We start from the raw sequence: 19009 nt of genomic DNA, 5'->3' as shown, positions 1-19009 counted from the left end.
TGCGGCGGGACGCCGCGTCCTGAGATCAGGGCTCGACGTCGTCGTGGAGCACCACGCGCGACAGCTCCACCCCACCGCCCGGCAGCACCCAGTAGTGCAGCCGGCGCGCCTGCGGCGAGCTGACCTGCAGGGACAGGCGCATGGCCTGAGCGCCGTCCGACTCGCGGACGCGGTAGGGGTCTCCGCCGCCGTCCCCGCGGCGCAGCCGGTGCAGCTCGTAGCCGGCGACGTCCTGCGCCCGGCCGACGAGCACCAGGACCACGGCCCGGTGCACCTTCTCCTCGAGCCCACGGCCGGTCCCCGCGAGGGTGTCGCAGAACTCGGGCCCGACGACGAACTCGGGCAGCGGGTACTCGTCCTTCTCCTCGGCGTCGACGAGCTCCGCCCAGGTGCGCCGGACGTCGTACCGCAGCTGGTCGACGGGGTCCACGAAGAGCCGACGGTGCGCCGGCGCCGGTTCCACGTCCCGCCGGCGTTCCTTCTTGGCGATGCGGACGCTGCGCTTGTGCCGCTCGACGTCGCGCTGGAGCCGGTCGATCCGGTCCTGCTGCTCACGGGCGAGGTCGCGGAGCCCGGCGGTCTCGGCCTCGAGCCCGCGGACCGCCGCGCGCAGCTCGAGCACGCGAGCCTCGGCCGCGTCGGCCCGGGCGCGTTGCTCGTGCACCGTCAGCTCGAGCTGGTTGACCAGCGCCCGGTGCCGTGCGCGGGTCGGGTCCTCGGCCGCGCGTTCCGGGAGCGCGGCGTGCCCCGCGGGATCCTCGTGGCCGGGCGGGGGGACCGCGCGCCGGAGACCGGGACCAGGTTTGGGGCCGGACCGGCGGGGCGCCGGACCGGGTGGAGTGGCCTGCCCGGGCGTGGCCTGCCCGGGCGTGGCCTGCCCGGGCGCGGCCGGGTCCGGGCGCGACGGACCCGGCGACGGCGGGGCGGGCGACGTCGTGGCGTCGCCGCGCCGCACGAGGTCGGCCGGGGTCGGTGGCACCGCACCGGCGCCGGGCCGCCCCGACGCGTCGGGCGCACCGGGTGCATCGGGTGCATCGGGCGTATCGGGTGCGTCGGGCGACGACGCGGAGCCGGCGCCGACGCTGGGCCGGGGCAACCAGGCCGGCCCCCCGGCGAGCAGGCTGAGCGCGGGCAGCACGCAGGCTGCGTCGTCGACGTCGTCGAGGCGCAGGTCGGGGCGGGTGGCGCCGGCCGGTCCCGGGACGGGCCGGGGATCGAGCATCCGTGCGGCGACGACCTCGCCGACTGAGAACAGGTCGCAGAGGTCGTCCAGCGAGCCGCCCGAGGCGGCGGCACGGCCGACCCGGACGAGGACTTCGGGGGCCAGGGCGAGGACCACCTCGTCGGCGCGGACGTCCTGGACCTGGACGGGCACCACGGCGTCGACCGGGTAGGCGTCGCGCACCAGCGCGGCCTGCGCCGTGGCGTCGGGCAGCATGGCGCGCACGTCGAGCCGTTGGGAGGCGCGGTCGAGGACGCCCTGGACCGTCATGTCGGCGGCGAGCAACCGATCGACGGGCACGGTCGGCAGGGTCAGCTCCTGGGCGACGTGCGCCGTCGATCCCTCCTCGGTGCGCACCAGGGCGCGCGTGCCGACGACGCCGAGCACCACGGCCCGGACGTCCGCCGGTGCGGAGGGCGTGGTGGTGGCCGCCAGCCCCGCGCCGGCGGCCGCGGTGAGGGCGTCCTGGACGAGCCGTTCGCGGGTGCGGGCACCCTCGGCGTCGTCGTCGGCGAACCACAGGGGCGAACGGTCGAGGTGGTGGACCCATCCCAGCCCGACGGGATAGACGCGGGAGGCTCCGCCGTAGACCTGGGTGCCCTGCGGCATGGCGCGGGAGAAGGCCCACGAGGCCTCGCCGGTGCGGATCACGACGACCTCGGCGAGTCCGCGCACCTCGTCCAGCAAGCGGTCGGCGTCGACGTAGGGGCGGCGGCGGCCGCGGGCGGTCGAGACGACCGCGACCGGCCAGGAGCGCCCGGGGTCCTGGAGCCGGGCGGCGAGCGCCTCGGCATCACCCTCGTCGTGGACGTGACCGACGGCGGACGGCGCGTGGTGCCGGGTCCCGCCGGGAGCAGCGGGAGCAGCGGGAGCAGCGGGAGCGCCGGGGGCGGTGCGGACGGGTGCCACGGTGCCTCCTTGCGCTGTCGTTGCCGGGGTCTCCTGAGCCTACCTGCGATCGTGACCTGACCGTGACATTTGAGCGCGGCGCCGCGACGCCGCCGTCGTGGGACCTGACACCGCGTCCGTTCGATGTCACGTCCACCGCGGGGCTCGGCGGGCCGCCCGCCGTCCCCCGCGGTGCGAGGATGAGTGCCATGCCGATGACCCCCCGGTCGGCCGACACCCGGCCGTACGACGCGCTGCTCCTGTACTCCTTCGGAGGTCCGAACCGACCGGAGGACGTGGTCCCGTTCCTGCGGAACGTGACGGCCGGCAAGGGCATCCCGGACTCCCGCCTCGAGCAGGTCGGCGAGCACTACTACGGGTTCGGCGGCAAGAGCCCCATCAACGACCAGAACCTCGCGCTGCAGGCGGCGCTCGAGGCCGAGCTCGCGTCCCGGGGGATCGAGCTCCCGGTCGTGTGGGGCAACCGCAACTGGGAGCCGTACACCACCGACGCGATCGACGAGCTGGAGAAGCTCGGGGCCGAGCGCGCCGTCGCGCTGGTGACCTCGGCGTACTCCTCGTACTCCGGGTGCCGGCAGTACCGCGAGGACCTCGCGGTGACCCTCGAGCGTCGCGGCCAGCTCGGACCGGACGGGTCCACGGGGGTGCGGTTCGACAAGATCCGCTCGTACTTCAACCACCCCGGGTTCGTGCAGGCCAACGTCGACGCCGTCGCCGACGCCTACGAGGAGCTGGCGGCGAAGGGCGGCAGCCCGGCCGACGCGAAGCTCGTGTTCGTCACGCACTCGATCCCGGACACCATGGAGGCCGCGTCCGAGGTGTCGCAGGCCACCTACTCGGCCCAGCACCTCGACGTCGCCGCGGTGGTCGCCGCCGAGGTGGCCCGCCGGCGCGGTCACGCCGTCGAGTGGGAGCTCGCCTACTGCTCCCGTTCCGGCCCGCCGACCCAGCCCTGGCTGGAGCCCGACGTCAACGACCTCCTGACCGAGCGCGCCGGGCAGGGCCTGCGGGACGTGGTGATGTCCCCCATCGGGTTCGTCTCGGACCACATGGAGGTCGCCTACGACCTCGACACCGAGGCGATGGCCACCGCCACCGAGCTCGGGATGACGGCCGTCCGCGCCGGGACGGTCGGCACGCGCGCACCGTTCGTCGCCGGGCTGGTGGACCTCCTGCTCGAGCGTGCTGCGCTGGCCCGCGGCGAGGAGGTCGCCGAGGAGACGGTGGGAGACCTCCCGGCGTTCCGCTCGGTGTGCGAGGTGGACTGCTGCCTGCGGCGGGACGGAGAGCCGAGCGGCGTCCCGGCACTGTGCTCGCGCGACCTGTACCGCTGAGCGAACCACGAAGGAGAGCGACGTGACCGACCACCACATCCACGGCGACACCGGCGAGACGGTCGACGCCGAGTCGATCAACTCCTCGATCCGCTACGCCATGATCTCGGTGTTCTCGACGGCGGGTCCGCTGCCCGCCGACGACGCCGAACGCGCCGCGGTGGCGGCCGGGGCGGCCGACGCGCTGTGGGACGGGGCGCCCGACGACGTCCGCGACGCCGCCCGCACCGACGGCGACGTCGTCGTGCGCGGCGTGTACGACGTCTCCGGCCTGCGCGCCGACGCCGATCTGATGGTCTGGACGCACGGTCCGAGCGTCGAGGCGGTCCAGGGGGCCTACCGCAGGCTGCTGGCCTCCCGCCTGGGCGCGACGCTGGCGCCCGTCTGGTCCGTGGTGGCGCTCCACCGCGCCGCGGAGTTCAACCGCGGGCACGTCCCGGCGTTCCTCGCCGGTGAGCAGCCGCGCGACTACCTGTGCGTGTACCCCTTCGTGCGGTCCTACGAGTGGTACCTGCTGCCCGACGCCGAGCGCCGCACCATGCTGCGCGACCACGGCATCGCGGCCGCCGGGTACGCGGACGTGCGCGCCAACACGATGAGCACCTTCGCGCTGAGCGACTACGAGTGGTTGCTCGCGTTCGAGGCCGACGAGCTGCACCGCATCGTGGACCTCATGCGCGAGCTGCGGGCCACCGAGGCGCGACGGCACGTGCGCGAGGAGGTGCCGTTCTTCACCGGACCGCGCACCACCCTGGGCGACTGGGTCGAGGCGCGGCCGCGGGCGTGACCGCCGCCGGGTGCTCAGCAGCTGATGTTTGACATGCTGGGGCCATGAGCCCCTCGGATCGACCGACCGCCGGCAGGGAATCGCCCCAGGGGGTCCTCCCGGACCCGACGGCGGCCGACCGGGTGCGGCAGACCGTCGTCGCCCTCGGCGCCCTGCTCGCGATCCTCGGTGCCGCCGTGGGCTCCGGGGCGTTCGGCGGGCAGCCGATCGCCGAGGCGGCCGGCGGGGCGCTCGCCGCCGACGCGACCGTCGTCGCCCCGGGCACGCCGGCGTTCTCGATCTGGTCGGTGATCTACGCGGGCCTGGTGCTGTTCGCCGTGGTCCAGGCGCTGCCGGGGCGCGCCGCCGATCCCCGGATGCGGTCGGTGGCCTGGTGGATCCTGGTGTCCATGCTGCTCAACGCGGCGTGGATCGGGGTCGTCCAGCTCGGCCTGCTCCGGCTGAGCGTGGTGGTCATCGCGTTGCTGGTCGTGGTCCTGAGCGTGGTGCTGGTCCGGCTGGTCCGGCAACAGCCGACGCGGTGGCTCGACGCGGCCGCCACGGACGTGCCGGTCGGCCTGTACCTCGGCTGGGTGTGCGTCGCCACGATCGCGGACGTCGCAGCGACCCTCGCGGACGCGGGCGCCGGCGACCTCGTGCTCGGCGCGACGGGGTGGGGGATCGTGCTCGCCGTCGTCGCCGCCGTGCTCGTCGTGGCGATCGCCGTGGCCGCCGCGCCCCGCCCCGCCGTCGCGGTGCCGGTGGGCCTGGCGGCCGGCTGGGGGCTGGGCTGGATCGCCGTCGCCCGGGCCCAGGGGGAGCTGATGGACTCGGGCGTGGCCTTCGCGGCGGGCACGGCCGCCGCGATCGCGGTGCTGGGTCCGATCCTCGTGGTGCTGGTCCGCCGCCGTGAGGCGGGTCCCCGCGCGGCGCTCTGACCCGCGCGGCTCAGGTGCCCGGGAGCCGGCGGTCCGCGGCGACGACGACCGTGGCCCCGAGCTCGTCGTCCTCGACCACCCTCGCGTCGAGGCCGACGGCGACGACCTCCGCACGGGCCGGGTCGACCTGTGCCGTGGCCACCTCGAAGAGCAGCGCGCCTCCCGGAGCCAACCATGCCGGCGCGCCGGCCAGGACCCGCCGCAGCACGTCGAGCCCGTCCGCGCCGCCGTCCAGGGCGACCCGGGGCTCGTGGTCGCGCGCCTCGGGCGGCATCGTGGCGATCGCCGCCGTCGGCACGTACGGCGCGTGGCACAGCAGCAGGTCGACGCCCCCGCGCAGCGCCTCGGGCAGCGGGTCGAACAGGTCGCCCCGGAGCACGACGCCGCCCAGGGGTTCCAGGTTGCGCCGGGCGTGGACGGCGGCGGCCGCCTCGACGTCGACGGCGTGCAGCCGCACGTCCCCGGCCCCGGGCAGAGCGCGCAGCCCGAGCACGACCGACCCGCCGACCGCGCCGCACCCGCAGCACAGGTCGACCACCGACGTCGGAGCCGGTAGCGGACGCGGGCCGACGCCGGAGCGGTCACGGCGCAGCTCCAGCGCCGTGCGGACCATCAGCTCGCTGCGCCGCCGCGGCACGAACACTCCCGGCCCCACCGACCACCGGCGCCCGGCCAGCTCCACGGTGCCGAGCAGGTGCTCCAACGGCTCACCGGCGACCCGCCGCGCGATGAGCGCCTCCAGCGCCGCGGCGTCGGCGGGTTCCGCGGCCAGCAGCAGCGCCGCCTCCTCCTCGGCGAACACGCACCCGGCTGCCCGCAGGCGGGTCGCGAGCACCGCCGGGTGCGGTGCGGTGCGCCGCTCCTCGGGGGTCAGGGGTGCAGCCCGCGGATCTCGGGGGCTCCGGCCGCACGCCGTACCCCGACGACCGGCGCGTCGCGCGGCGGGAGGCCGCCGCACCGGGCCGGCACCGACGTCGTGGTCACCGCATTCCTCCTCGCAGAGCGGACCGGCGTCGACCCGGCCGGATCAGGTCCCGGACGGGCCCCGCGCCCACGGTAGCCCGTGGCGTCGCGGGAGCCTTGTCGAAAGGTCGTGGCGTCCGGGCGCCTTCTGTACAAGACGCGCGGCGTGCAGGAGGCGCACCCTGGGGACATGAGCACGCACACCTTCGCACGGGGCGCCGGGCACCGGGACGACCCCCGGCCCGACCTCGTCGACACCCGGACCCTGGTCGAGGACGCGGTCGCGCTGGCGCACTCCTGGATCGCCGCTGCCGAGGACTCCGCCGGCGCCACCCGCGCCGACCGCCGCACGCGCGCGACCGCCGAACGTCTCGGAGACCTCGTGGCCGATCCTGCGGGGCTCGACCTCGCCGTCGGGTTCGTGGACGACGTCGCCCGGCCCCAGGACGCACGTGTGGCGGCCAAGGCCCTGGCCCGGCTCGGGCGCGACGCCGGTGCGGCGTCGTTCCTGTCGCCGGTCGACCGCACGCTGTTCCGGGTCGGCGCCGCCGTCGCACCCGTGCTGCCCTCGGTCGTCGTGCCCGCCGCGCGGGTCCGCCTGCGCCAGCTCGTCGGGCACCTGGTCGCGGACGCGGGCCGCGGCCTGGGCGCGCACCTGGAGCGCACCCGCGCCGAGGGGTACACGCTCAACGTCAACCTGCTCGGCGAGGCGGTCCTGGGCGACGACGAGGCCCGCGCGCGCCTGGCGCGAACCATCGCGCTGGTCGAGCGCCCCGACGTCGACTACGTCTCGGTGAAGGTCTCGTCCGTGGCAGCCCAGCTCGTGACCTGGGACCTCGAGGGGTCGCGGCGGCGGGTCGTGGAACGTCTGCTGCCGCTGTACCGCGCGGCGCGCGACAACGGCGTGTTCGTCAACCTCGACATGGAGGAGTACAAGGACCTCGCGCTGACCGCCGCGGTGTTCCGCGACGTCCTGGAGCACGAGGACCTGCGCGAGATGTCCGCCGGGATCGTGCTGCAGGCCTACCTGCCCGACGCCCTCGGTGCCCTGGACGAGCTCACCGCCTGGGCACAGCGGCGGGTGGCCGCCGGCGGTGCACGCATCAAGGTGCGGCTCGTCAAGGGCGCCAACCTCGCCATGGAGCACGTGGAGTCCGAGCTGCACGACTGGCCGGCCGCCCCGTACGGCACCAAGGCCGAGGTGGACGCCAACTACGTGCGCATCCTCGACCACCACCTCACCCCAGAGCGGACCGCCGCCGTGCGTCTCGGCGTCGCCTCCCACAACCTGTTCCACGTGGCGCTCGCCATCCTGCTCAGCCGGTCCCGGGACGTCGGCGAGGGCCTGGACATCGAGATGCTGCAGGGCATGGCACCGATCGAGGCCCGGCTCGTGCAGGCCGAGCTGGCCGCCCACGACGACGGCGGGCAGCGCAGCAGGGTGGTGCTCTACACGCCCGTGGTCCGCAGCGAGGACTTCGACGTCGCGATCTCCTACCTGGTGCGGCGTCTCGAGGAGAACGCCGCCGAGCAGAACTTCCTGCACGCCTCGTTCGCCCCGCCGTCGGCGGTCCCGGGCGTGCGCGGCACGCCCATGGAACGGCAGGAGATCGCGTTCCGGGCCTCCGTGGCGGCCGGGGTGCGCACCGCGCCCGACGACGTCGAGCCGCGACGGGCATCGCGGTTCGGGTCCGACGCCTCCTCCGACGGCCCCGCCCGCCCCGAGGACGTCCCGGCCGCGTTCCGCAACGCCGTCGACACCGACCCCGCGGTGGCGGCCCACCGGGAGTGGGCCACCCGGCTGATCGGACCGGACAGCGGGTTCGTGCCGGCGCAGTCGCCCGAGGTCACGGACACCGCGCGCGTCGACGCCGCCGTCGCCCGTGCCGTCGAGGTCCGTGCGGCGTGGGCCGCCGTGCCCGCCGCCGGCCGCGCCCGCGTGCTGCGCGAGGCCGCCCGCCGGCTCGAGGACCGCCGTGGGGACCTGATCGCCGCCGCGGTGCACGAGGCGGGCAAGACCGTCGCGGAGACCGACCCCGAGGTCAGCGAGGCCGTCGACTTCGCCACCTATTACGCGGCCGCCGCCGAGGCCCTGGACACCGTCGACGGCGCCACGTTCACGCCCGACGGCGTCACGCTCGTCACGCCGCCCTGGAACTTCCCCGTCGCCATCCCCGTCGGCGGCGTGCTGGCGGCGCTCGCGGCCGGGTCCACGGTGCTGGCCAAGCCCGCACCCCCGACACCCCGCTGCTACGAGCTCACGGTCGGGGCGGTCCAGGACGCGCTGGCCGCCGTCGCCCCGGAGATCGGGTTGCCGGTCGACGTCGCGCGTGACGTCGTGCAGCTCCTGCGGGTCCCGGACGGGGAGGTCGGGCAGCACCTCGTCACCCACCCCGACGTGGCCCGTGTGGTGCTCACCGGCTCCCTCGAGACCGCCGAGCTGTTCGCCCGGTGGCGTCCCGAGCGGCCCGTCCTGGCCGAGACCTCCGGGAAGAACGCCCTGGTCGTGACCGCGTCGGCGGACCTCGACCTGGCCGTCGCCGACGTGGTGCGCAGCGCGTTCGGCCACGCCGGGCAGAAGTGCTCGGCGGCGTCCCTGGTGATCCTCGTCGGCTCGGTCGGCGACCCGACGACCGTCACGGGGGAGCGGTTCCGGCGCCAGCTCGTCGACGCCGTCCGCTCGCTCGCCGTCGGGCCGCCCACCTCGCTGTCCACCGTCATGGGCCCGTTGACCGAACCCGCCACCGGCAAGCTGCACCGGGCGCTGACCACGCTGGAGCCGGGGGAGAGCTGGCTCGTCGAACCACGGCGCCTGGACGACGTCGCGACGGCGGCGGGCCTCGACCCCGACCGGCTCTGGTCACCGGGCCTGCGCGACGGCGTGGCGCCCGGGTCGTTCTTCCACCTCACCGAGGTGTTCGGGCCGGTGCTGGGCATCCTGCGCGCCGAGACGCTCGAGGAGGCGATCAGCCTCCAGAACCAGGTGTCGTTCGGCCTCACCGGCGGCATCCACTCCCTGGACACCGCCGAGATCGCCACCTGGCTCGACGGTGTCGAGGTCGGCAACGCCTACATCAACCGGCACATCACCGGCGCCATCGTGCAGCGACAGTCGTTCGGCGGCTGGAAGGCCTCGTCCGTGGGTCCGGGCGCCAAGGCGGGCGGCCCGAACTACGTCGCCCAGCTCGGCGCCTGGGCGGACAGCCCCGCCGACGCCGGCGGGCCGCCGTCGCGGGGGAACGACCCCGAGGGCTGGCTCGCCTGGGCCGGGCGCTCCGACGACGCCGCGTGGGACGGCGAGCTCGGCGTCGAGCACGACCCGACCGGGCTCTCCGTCGAGGAGAACACGTTCCGCTACCGCCCGGTGGACCAGGTGACCGTCCGTGTGGGCGACGACGCCCTGCCCGTCGAGGTGCGTCGCGTCCTGGCCGCAGCCCGCCGCGCCGGGGTGCGTACCGTCGTCGTCCCCGAGGCGGACGCCGGCTGGGGCGTGCCGCACGAGGTGCCCGTCTCGCACGCCGAGTTCGCCGCCGCCGTGGCCGACGGCCGGGTGGCGGGGCGGATCCGCGTGGTGGGCCGTGCACCCGGCCTGCGCGAGGCGGCCGCCGACCGGCTCGGTGCGGTCACGGTGCTGGACGGACCCGTGCTCGCCAGCGGGCGGCGCGAGCTGCTGACGTTCCTGCGCGAGCAGGCCGTGAGCCGGACGAAGCACCGCTACGGGCACCTGCGCGACTGAGGCGCGCTCGACCTGCCGCCGCCCCGATCGCTGTGGGTGCACGACACGCCGCCGGGCTCAAGCGCCCGGCAGCGTGTCGTGCACCCACAGCGATCGGGGCGGTGGCGTGCGACGATGTCGCCGTGACGGTCGCGTTCGTGCTGGGCGGTGGCGGCGTGCGCGGTGCCGTGCACGTCGGGATGCTGCAGGCGCTCTTCGAGGCCGGGGTGCGGCCGGACCTGCTGGTCGGCACCTCGATCGGGGCCATCAACGGTGCGGCGGTCGCCGCCGACCCGACCCCCGCCGTCGTGCCGCGCCTGCTGGAGGCCTGGGCGTCGCCCACCGCAGCCAGCGTCTACTCCGAGCCGTGGTACCGCCAGGTCGGGCACCTGGCCCGGTCGCGGATCCACCTGTACGACCCGGCCAAGCTGCGTGCCCTCATCACCGAGACGCTGGGCGAGCACCGGACGTTCGCCGATCTGCGGGTGCAGCTCGTCGTGGCGGCCGCGAGCATCGAACGCGCGGCCGAGCACTGGTTCGACTCCGGGTCCCTGGTGGACGCCGTCCAGGCGTCCGCCTCCGTGCCCGGGGCGCTGCCGCCCACCGAGATCGACGGCGAGCACTTCGTCGACGGCGGGGTGGTCGACTCCATCCCGCTCGGTGAGGCGGTCCGCCGTGGCGCGACGACGATCTACGTGCTCCAGGTGGGTCGGATCGAGGAGCCCCTCAGCGCGCCCAGGACGCCGGCGGACGTCGCCCGCGTGACGTTCGAGATCTCGCGCCGGCACCGGTTCTTCCGCGAGCTGGACGACGTGCCCGACGGGGTCACGGTGCACGTGCTGCCGTCGGGCGGATCGCTGCCGGGGGACGAGAAGCTCGGGGCGTTCAAGCGGCTCGACGCCACGCGGCGACGCATCGAGCAGTCCCACGCCGCGGCCCGCACCTACCTCGAGGAGCAGGCGTGATCGCACCGCCGCCGTGGTGGGTCCGGCGACTGGTCGTCGCGCCGCTCGTGGTGGCGCTGGCCGTGCTCATGGTCCCGACCACCCTCATGTTCGCGCTGGTCGTGGGCGCCGCGCTGACCTGGGTGCTGCCCGGCAGGCTGCGCGTGGTCCGTCTGCTCTGGATGATCGCGTTCTACGTGGTCTGGGACGCCGCCGCGCTCCTCGCCCTGCTCGGCCTCTGGATCGCCGCCGGGTTCGGCGCCTTCGCCCGGCGTCCCTGGTACCGGCGCGCCCACGTGCGGCTCGCCCGCGGCATGCTCGCGCTGTTCTTCTGGCAGGTGCGCTGGACGCTGCGGCTGCGCATCACCGTCGATGTCGGACCGGGGTTCTCGCTGCCCGCCGTGCCCCTGGTGGTGGTCAGCCGCCACGCGGGACCCGGCGACTCGTTCATCCTGCTCGACCGGCTGCTCGGCCTGACCGGACGGGCTCCGGCGGTCGTGCTCAAGGACTCGCTGCAGTGGGATCCCGCGATCGACGTCCTGCTGCACCGGCTGCCGTCGGCGTTCGTCACGCCGTCGACCCGGCGTCCGGAAGGGCAGGCCGGTGCCCGCCAGACCGTGCGGCGGATCGCCGAGGAGCTGACGGGGGACGACGCCCTCGTGCTGTTCCCCGAGGGCGGCAACATCACGGCACGACGGCGCACGGGGCGTATCGCCGCGTTGCGTGAGGCCGGCCACGAGGACCTCGCCCGCCGGGCCGAGGCGATGGGCAACGTCATGGCTCCCCACGCCGGCGGGTTCCAGGCCGCGATGGAGGGGGCTCCGGCTGCCGGCGTGCTCGTCGTGGCGCACACCGGGCTGGAGCGCCTCGTGACGGTGCGGGACATCTGGCGCGAGCTGCCGATGGACAAGTCGATCACGCTCGCCGGCTGGTGGCACCCACCGGGCACCGTCCCGTCGGACGAGGTGGCGGGTGAGGTCTGGCTCTTCGAGCAGTGGCAGGTCGTCGACAGCTGGATCGGCGAGCGCACGCCGGTCCGATGAGGTGACGGCGGCGCCTCAGGGGTGCGGTGACCGGCCACCCTGCGCTGCACCTTCGCCTCAGGTGGGGCTGTGGCCGCCGGAGGCTGCGGTTCCGCTGCGGGCGGGTGCCGTGCTCGGTGTCTTCGGTCGCGATCCTCCTGGGCTCGCACGCTCGCTCCGGAGTATCGCTCGGGTGCGGCCCCCACCCTGCGCTGCACTTTCGCCTCAGGCGGAGTCACCCTCGACGAGGCGGGGGATGAAGATCCGGGGCTCGGGGTGGACGTTCTGCCCGGCCAGCATGTCGAGCAGCGAGGACGTCGCGGCGGCGACCATCTCGACCACCGGCTGCAGCACCGTGGTCAGTCGCGGCGTCGTGCGCTCGGCGCCCAGGGCGTCGAACCCGACGACGGCGACGTCCTCGGGCACCCGGCGCCCCCGCGCGTGCAGGACCTGGAGCGCACCGGTGGCCATGAGGTCGGACGCGGCGAACACGCCGTCGACGTCCGGGTGCTCGTCGAGAACCTTCTCCATGGCGGCGGTCCCACCCTGGACGGTGAAGTCGCCGTTGGCCACGGCCGCTGTCGACAGGCCGGCCCGGGTCAGCGTCTGGCGCCACCCGTCGAACCGGTCGAGGGTGGCCGTCATGTCCTGGGGGCCGGTGAGAGTGGCGATCGTGCGGCAGCCGCGGTCGATGAGCCGCTGCGTCGCCACCCGTGCACCCGCGCGGTTGTCCACGTCCACGTAGTGCAGCCCCGCGGTGTCGAAGGGACGCCCCACGAACACGCCGGGCAGGGTGCCGGCGCGCAGCTCCGGCTCGATCTGGTCGTCCTTGTGGTGCGAGGCGATGATGACCCCGTCGACGTGGCCGCTGTTCAGGTACCGCGCGATGTGCCCCGGCCGTTCGCCGGGCCGGGCCAGCAGCAGCACGAGCTGCAGGTCGGTGCCGCCGAGGCCCTCGCTCACGCCTCGGACCACGCCCGCGAGGAACGGGTCGGTCAGGATGCGGGCGTCCGGTTCCGGGACCACCAGGGCGATCGAGTCGGTCCGACGGGTCACGAGCGAGCGCGCCGCGCGGTTCGGGGCGTACCCGAGGTGCGCGATCGCGGCGTCGACGGCCTGCTGGGCCTCGGGCGAGACCCGGTCGCCCCCGTTGATCGCGCGCGACGCCGTGGAGCGGGAGACGCCGGCCGCTCGGGCGACGTCGTCCAGCGTCGGTGCGATGTGCTTCGTGACCACCATCGGAGGTTACCTAACTATTCGTTCCGCGCCGGGACGGCGTTGTCACCGGCGACGTCGGCGTACCAGCGGCCCGAGGCCTTGACGGTCCGTTCCTGCGTCTCGTAGTCGACCCTGGTGATGCCGAAGCGCTTCGAGTAGCCCAGCGCCCACTCGAAGTTGTCCATCAGGGACCAGGCGAAGTAGCCGCGCACGTCGACGCCGGCATCGATGGCGTCCCGCACGGCACGCAGGTGCCGGTCCACGAAGTCGAGGCGGTCCTGGTCGTCCACGCTGCCGTCGGCCTCGACCACGTCCGGGTAGGCCGCGCCGTTCTCGGTGACGAAGAGCGCGGTCCCTCGCGGCCCCGTGTAGTCCCGCTGGATGCGCGTGAGCAGGCGGGTGAGCCCTTCGGGCTGCACCTCCCAGCCCATGTCCGTGGTGGGCAGCCCGCGGCTGTGCGGGTGGACGCCGTCGGGGACCGGGTTGGGGGAGAGGGTCTCCCACACCGGGCCCGACGTCGCCGGCTCGCGGGCGCCGTCGGGCCCCGCCGTGCCCTCCGGCGTCCCGTCGGACTGCGGGGTGGCCGCGACGGCCCCGCCGTTGTAGTAGTTCACGCCGAGCACGTCGATCGGGGTCGAGATGATCTCGAGGTCGCCCGGTCGGACGTGATCCGTCAACCCGAGGTGTGCCACGTCGTCCAGGATGTCCTGCGGATAGGCGCCACGCAGGATGGGATCGAGGAAGATGCGGTTGAACATGCCGTCGTCCCGCCGTGCGGCGTCCACGTCCGCGGGGTTCGTCGGGTCGACGGGGTCGGACACGGTGAAGTTCAGGGTCAGCCCGAGCGAGGCCTCCGGGTCCCGCTCCCGCAGCGCCTCCACCGCCAGACCGTGGCCCAGCATGAGGTGGTGCGCGGCCGCCAGACCGAGCTCCGGAGACTTCCTGCCGGGTGCGTGGGCGCCGGAGGTGTAGCCGAGGAACGCCGAGCACCACGGCTCGTTGAGGGTGGTCCAGACCTTCACGCGGTCGCCCAGGGCGTCGTGCACGGCCGTGGCGTAGTCGGCGAACCGGTACGCGGTGTCGCGCTCCGGCCAGCCGCCGCGGTCCTCCAGCGCCTGCGGCAGGTCCCAGTGGTAGAGCGTGAGCCACGGCAGGACGTCGGCGGCGAGCAGCTCGTCCACGAGCCGTGAGTAGAAGTCGAGGCCGGCAGGGTTGAGGGTCCGGCCGTCCGGCATGATGCGGGCCCACGACGTCGAGAACCGGTAGGCGTCCAGGTTGAGCTCGCGCATCAGCGCGACGTCCTCGCGGAACCGGTGGTAGTGGTCGCAGGCGACCGCACCGTCGTCACCGTTCACCACGGCACCGGGGATGCGCGCGAAGACGTCCCAGATCGAGTCCGCGCGGCCGTCCTCCGACGCCGCGCCCTCCACCTGGTAGGCCGCGGTGGCGGTGCCCCAGACGAATCCGTCGGGGAAGGTCACCCGGCCGGTGGAGTTCGGGGTCGGGGCCGTCAGCGGGGACGACGGCGTGAAGGGGACGGTCGTCCGCGGAGCGGCGATCCGGGCACCGGTGCCCGTCGTGCTCAAGGTCATGTCAGCCGTGCTTCCGTGTCGGGGATCGCCCGGGCGGGGGCCCGGGCGATCCGAGGGGGACGTGGCGGTTGGTTCAGCCCTTCACGGCGCCGGCCATGATGCCGGCGACGAGCTGGCGGCCGACGAAGAAGAAGAGCACCAGCAGCGGGAGGGTGACGAGGAACACGCCGCCCATCACCAACGAGTAGTCGACGAAGTAGTTCGCCTGCAGCGACCTCACGACCAGCGGGAGCGTCGGGTTCTCGTTGGTGAGGATGATCGACGGCCAGAAGAAGTTGGTCCACTGCTGGACGAACTGGAACAGACCGAGCATCGCGGCCGCCGGCAGCGCGGCCGGCAGCGCGACCGACCAGAAGGTGCGGATCATGGACGCCCCGTCCACCCGGGCCGCCTCGATGAGCTCGTAGGGCAGCGCCTCGGAGAGGTACTGCGTCATCCAGAACACGCCGAACGCCGTGACCATGCCGGGGATGATGACGGCCTGGACCTTGCCGTACCAGCCGATCTCGCTCATGAGGATGTACAGGGGGATGATGCCCAGCTGCACCGGCACGGCCATGGTCGCGATGACGAAGACCAGCAGGGGACCGCGACCGCGGAAGTTGAGCTTGGCGAACGAGTAGCCCGCGAGCGTGGAGAAGAACACGACCGACGCCGACGAGATCACGCCGATCAGCGTCGAGTTCCACAACGCCTTCCAGAAGTTGATGTTGCTGTCGGAGATGACCGTCTGGAACTGCGTGAAGAGGCTGAAGTCGGGCAGCCACTGCGGGACGGCGTCCTTCGCGATCGCGACGGGGTCCGAGGAGCCCAGCAGCAGCGTGTAGTACAGCGGGAACATCGAGATCAGCAGGACGATCCCGAGCAGCAGGTACGTGACCCATCCGGCCCGCCGGAGCGAACCCCCGGCGGGCGACGTGCCTCGGGAGCGGCGCTTGGCCGCGGCGCGGGCGGCACCGGTGCCCGCGGTCTGGGCGGTGACGGCGACGGAGCTCATCGGACGTCCTCCCCGGAGTTCGTGGACGGCTGGCTGGGCGGGATCGAGGGCGGTGGCGGCGGAGTTCCCGGCGGGCCGGCGGCACCACCCGGAGCCGTCGTCGGACCGGCACCCGGAGCGGCGGCGGCGCGTGCCTCGGCCAGCAGCCTCCTGGTGTGCCGACGGCTCACCTTGGGCGTCCTCTGCCCGCCGGTGGCGATCCGCTGGGTCATGAGGAAGTTGATCATGCCGACGGCGACGATGATGAGGAACAGCAACCAGGCGACGGCGGCGGCGCGGCCGAAGCTCTTCTGGTTGCCCCACGCCACGTCGTACAGGTACACCACGGTGGTCATCCAGTCGCGGTCGGGCCCGCCGAGGCCCTGGGCGTCGTACATGCGGACCTCGTCGAAGATCTGCATGCCGCCGACGGTCGAGGTGATGACCACGAAGATGACGGTCGCCCGGATCTGGGGGACCGTGACGGAGAAGAACTGGCGGACGCGGCCCGCGCCGTCGATCACGGCGGCCTCGTAGAGCTCGCGGGGCACGGCCTGCATCGCGGCCAGGAAGATCAGGGTGTTGTACCCGGTCCAGCGGTAGTTGACCATCGACGCGATCGCGAAGTGGCTGGCGATGCGGTCCCCGTGCCAGGCGATCGGGTCGATGCCCACCAGGCCGAGCAGGTCGTTGATGAACCCGTACTGGTCGGCGTAGAGGCGGCCGAAGATCATCGAGATCGCCACGGGGGCGACGACGAACGGCACGAGCACGCCCATGCGCCAGAAGGTGGCCGAGCGCAGGTTCTGGTCCAGCAGCGCGGCGATCGTGATCGCCATGATCACCTGCGGCACGGAGGAGAACAGGAAGATCGAGAAGGTGTTGACGACCGACTTCCAGAACAGCGGCTGGCCCAGGACGTCGACGTAGTTCTGCATGCCGACGAAGTCGCCCTGGCCCCCGAGGAGGTTCCAGTCGTACAGGGACACCACGGCCGTGTAGACGAGCGGGAAGAGCCCGACGACGGCGAAGAGGATGAAGAAGGGGGAGATGTACAGGTACGGCGAGAGCTTGACGTCCAGCCGGCCGAGCCGTTGGGAGAACCCGAGCCGCCGCGGGGGGCGGTCCGAGCCGCCGCGCGCGTGCGCGGGCTTCGTGGGGGACATGAGGGCCATGAGCTGCTTCCTGTACGTCTCTGGCGTGATGCGGTGCTGTGGGCACGTGTCGGGCCGGCCGCCGGGAAGGCGACCGGCCCGACACGGTGGCTCTCAGGGTGCGTGCGGCCGAGGCCTCACGTCCGGAGAGCTGACGTCACTGAATGACGTTCTGGGCGTCGGAGACGGCGGTCTCCCACGACTTCTCCGGGTCCTCACCGGTGAGGTCGACGCGGTTGAGCGCGTTCTGGACCTCGGTGTGGATGGCGAAGTAGTTCTTGCCCTTGAACGGAGCACCGTCGATCGCCTGGGCGCGGGTCGAGAAGATCTGACCGGCGGGGGCGTCGTTCATGAAGGCGTTCGTGAACGTCTGGACGGCCTCGGACTCCTGCGCCTCGACCTGCGAGGGGAAGGTGCCGGCCTCCTCGAAGGCCTGGGTCTGGACGTCGGGAGAGGTCAGCCAGTCGGCGAGCTCGGTGGCCGCCTCGGTGTTCGGGCCGGAGGCCGGGACGGTGAGGAACGAGCCGCCCCAGTTGCCGCCGCCACCGGGGAAGACGTCGGCGATGTCCCAACCCTCGACGTCACCGGCGTTCTGCTCGATCGGACCGGTCATCCAGGCCGGGCAGAGCATGGTGGCGAAGGCGTCGTTCTGGAAGCCCGCGGACCAGTCGTCGCCCCACTGCTCGAGGCCGGCCGACAGCTTGTCGTCGACCGAGGCGGTCACGACCTGGTCGTACAGGTCCTTGACCTCGGTGTTGGTGGCCAGGTCCTTCGGCTCACCCGTGGACGGGTCCTCGTAGGCGGCGTCGACCTGGTTGATCATGCCCTGGAACGTGGCCACGGCGCCGTCGTACCACGCGTTGCCGGTGGCGTCGACGTACTCCTTGCCCGCGTCGAAGTAGCTCTCCCAGGTGGCGTCGTCGCCGCCGAGCCACTCGGCGACCTTGTCGCGCTCCGAGGGCAGACCGGCCGCCTCGAGCAGGTCGGAGCGGTAGCAGATGGCCTCGGGGCCGATGTCGGTGCCGTAGCCGATGAGCTTGCCGTCGGTCGTGGTGGCCTGCGCGACCTTCCAGTCGACCCAGCGGCCGTCGACGGCCGGCAGCTCGGTGAACAGGTCCGGGTACTGCATGAGCTCGGGCAGCCAGTCGACCTCGATGGCCTCGATGTCGGCCAGACCCTCGCCGCCGGCGGCGAGCTTGGTGGTCAGGTTGGTGCGGGCGTCGGCCGACTCGGCCGCCGTCACGTGCTCGATCGTGACGTTGGGGTGCTCCGTCATGTACTCGTCGAGGAGCTCGTCGGTGTAGCCGAAGTTGTTGAAGGTGGCGACCGTGAGGGTGATCTCCTCGTCGGTCGACCCACCGTCGTCGGTGGCCTCGTCGTCCGCGGGCTCGTCGCCGCCGGAGCAGGCGCCGAGGACGAGAGCGAGGGACGCGATGCCGGCGGATGCCGCGGCGAGGCGACGAGTCCGGCGGGGGCGGGTGCTGCTGAGCACGGTGACTCCCTTGTCTGGTTCGAACAAATAGGTAGGACGTTCAGGGAGAGCTGCCCGGCCGTGACGACATGGTCACGACATGGTAGCGCTTCCACGACCGACCATGATGCTTCCGTCGCGAGGGGTGCCGCGTCAAGCGTCAATCGACGTCGATACGGGACGGTGACGTTGCGATCTGGTAACGGTGCAGGTGAGAGGGGTTGTGGGAGCGCTCCCGTTATCAAGATGAGATCAAGATCGAAGCGCTTCGTGAGAGTCAGGTGCGTGCGAGCCAGTCCCGGGCGGCGCGCTCCTCGGCCTCCAGCGCGTGCCGCACCGCACCCGCCGCGGCCTCCTCGATCGCGGCGGCGAACAAGGGCACCGACGCCCGCAGCTCACCGTCGTACACGTGCCGGGTACCGCCGTCGGGCAGGGCCTCCAGCAGGAGCGAACCCGTCAGGCGCACCGACGCGCCGGTGATCTCGACCGCGACGGTCCCGACGTGGCGACCGGCACGAGCGGGCTCCCACGCCTCGGCCTGGCGCACCTCCAGGCGGTCGCCCACGAAGGGTCGTAGCTGTGCCGGGATGACGTCCGTGGGCAGGGTGCGTCGCAGCGAGACGGTGAAACCGGACTCCGGATCGCCCGAGACGTCCACGCGGGCGGCGGGGCCCGCCCCGGCGCGGGAGACCTTCCAGCGCACGAACTCCACGTCGCCGAGCATGGCGGCGACGGCGGCCACGTCGGCCGGATAGGTCAGCTCCACCGTCAGGTGCACGCCCTCA

Annotated in this window: 14 protein-coding genes; 6 read left to right on the top strand and 8 right to left on the bottom strand. The window is 73.6% G+C overall.

What is annotated here, in order from left to right:
- Nucleotides 1-25 precede the first annotated feature (25 nt).
- A complete protein-coding gene (locus ACIQLL_RS11360; RefSeq protein ID WP_402466893.1) occupies nt 26-2131 on the bottom strand; it encodes a hypothetical protein in 2106 nt (701 codons plus the stop codon).
- 188 nt (nt 2132-2319) lie between these two features.
- Between ACIQLL_RS11360 and ACIQLL_RS11355 the strand changes: the two genes are divergently transcribed.
- Genes ACIQLL_RS11355 through ACIQLL_RS11345 form a run of 3 tightly spaced genes read left to right on the top strand, consistent with a single transcriptional unit; the run spans nt 2320 to nt 5169 of the window.
- Complete coding sequence (locus ACIQLL_RS11355; RefSeq protein ID WP_402466890.1) at nt 2320-3465, top strand: ferrochelatase; 1146 nt, start codon at nt 2320-2322, stop codon at nt 3463-3465.
- Between the two features lie 22 nt (nt 3466-3487).
- A complete protein-coding gene (gene hemQ / locus ACIQLL_RS11350; RefSeq protein WP_402466887.1) occupies nt 3488-4252 on the top strand; it encodes a hydrogen peroxide-dependent heme synthase in 765 nt (254 codons plus the stop codon).
- 44 nt (nt 4253-4296) lie between these two features.
- Nucleotides 4297-5169, top strand: coding sequence for a tryptophan-rich sensory protein (locus ACIQLL_RS11345; RefSeq protein ID WP_402466885.1), 873 nt, complete (start codon nt 4297-4299; stop codon nt 5167-5169).
- Between the two features lie 10 nt (nt 5170-5179).
- Here ACIQLL_RS11345 and ACIQLL_RS11340 read toward each other — a convergent pair whose 3' ends face one another.
- Nucleotides 5180-6004 (bottom strand): putative protein N(5)-glutamine methyltransferase, encoded by an 825-nt coding sequence (locus ACIQLL_RS11340; RefSeq protein WP_402466882.1) that lies wholly within the window; start codon nt 6002-6004, stop codon nt 5180-5182.
- Nucleotides 6005-6322: 318 nt separating this feature from the next.
- Between ACIQLL_RS11340 and ACIQLL_RS11335 the strand changes: the two genes are divergently transcribed.
- The 3 genes from ACIQLL_RS11335 (at nt 6323) to ACIQLL_RS11325 (ending at nt 11834) form a co-directional block, all read left to right on the top strand.
- Nucleotides 6323-9868 carry a proline dehydrogenase family protein gene (locus ACIQLL_RS11335; RefSeq protein ID WP_402466880.1) on the top strand — a complete coding sequence of 1182 codons (3546 nt, stop codon included), beginning with the start codon at nt 6323-6325 and terminating at the stop codon, nt 9866-9868.
- A 122-nt stretch (nt 9869-9990) separates the two neighbouring features.
- Nucleotides 9991-10812 (top strand): patatin-like phospholipase family protein, encoded by an 822-nt coding sequence (locus ACIQLL_RS11330; protein WP_402466878.1) that lies wholly within the window; start codon nt 9991-9993, stop codon nt 10810-10812.
- Nucleotides 10809-11834: a 1-acyl-sn-glycerol-3-phosphate acyltransferase gene (locus ACIQLL_RS11325; RefSeq protein ID WP_402466875.1), complete on the top strand. Its 1026-nt coding sequence runs from the start codon at nt 10809-10811 to the stop codon at nt 11832-11834. The genes ACIQLL_RS11330 and ACIQLL_RS11325 overlap by 4 nt, the downstream gene beginning before the upstream one ends.
- Before the next feature lie 204 nt (nt 11835-12038).
- Here ACIQLL_RS11325 and ACIQLL_RS11320 read toward each other — a convergent pair whose 3' ends face one another.
- From ACIQLL_RS11320 to ACIQLL_RS11295, 6 genes are all read right to left on the bottom strand, one after another.
- Nucleotides 12039-13052 (bottom strand): LacI family DNA-binding transcriptional regulator, encoded by a 1014-nt coding sequence (locus ACIQLL_RS11320; protein ID WP_402466873.1) that lies wholly within the window; start codon nt 13050-13052, stop codon nt 12039-12041.
- A gap of 14 nt (nt 13053-13066) precedes the next feature.
- Entirely contained in the window at nt 13067-14623 is a 1557-nt protein-coding gene (locus tag ACIQLL_RS11315; RefSeq protein WP_402466870.1) for a glycoside hydrolase family 1 protein, read from the bottom strand.
- 73 nt (nt 14624-14696) lie between these two features.
- Nucleotides 14697-15620, bottom strand: coding sequence for a carbohydrate ABC transporter permease (locus tag ACIQLL_RS11310; protein WP_402466867.1), 924 nt, complete (start codon nt 15618-15620; stop codon nt 14697-14699).
- Nucleotides 15617-16774 (bottom strand): carbohydrate ABC transporter permease, encoded by a 1158-nt coding sequence (locus ACIQLL_RS11305; protein WP_402466865.1) that lies wholly within the window; start codon nt 16772-16774, stop codon nt 15617-15619. Before ACIQLL_RS11305 ends, ACIQLL_RS11310 begins: the two co-directional genes overlap by 4 nt.
- Nucleotides 16775-16910: 136 nt before the next feature.
- Nucleotides 16911-18245: an ABC transporter substrate-binding protein gene (locus ACIQLL_RS11300; protein ID WP_402466863.1), complete on the bottom strand. Its 1335-nt coding sequence runs from the start codon at nt 18243-18245 to the stop codon at nt 16911-16913.
- Nucleotides 18246-18501: 256 nt separating this feature from the next.
- On the bottom strand, nt 18502-19002 hold the full coding sequence (locus tag ACIQLL_RS11295) for a DUF2505 domain-containing protein (protein ID WP_402466861.1): 501 nt from the start codon (nt 19000-19002) through the stop codon (nt 18502-18504).
- Nucleotides 19003-19009: the final 7 nt, after the last annotated feature.

This window comes from Isoptericola aurantiacus, assembly GCF_044769875.1.
GTDB lineage: Bacteria > Actinomycetota > Actinomycetes > Actinomycetales > Cellulomonadaceae > Isoptericola > Isoptericola aurantiacus.
The sequence above is the reverse complement of the archived record's forward strand: the minus strand, read 5'-3'. Positions and strand labels throughout refer to the sequence as shown.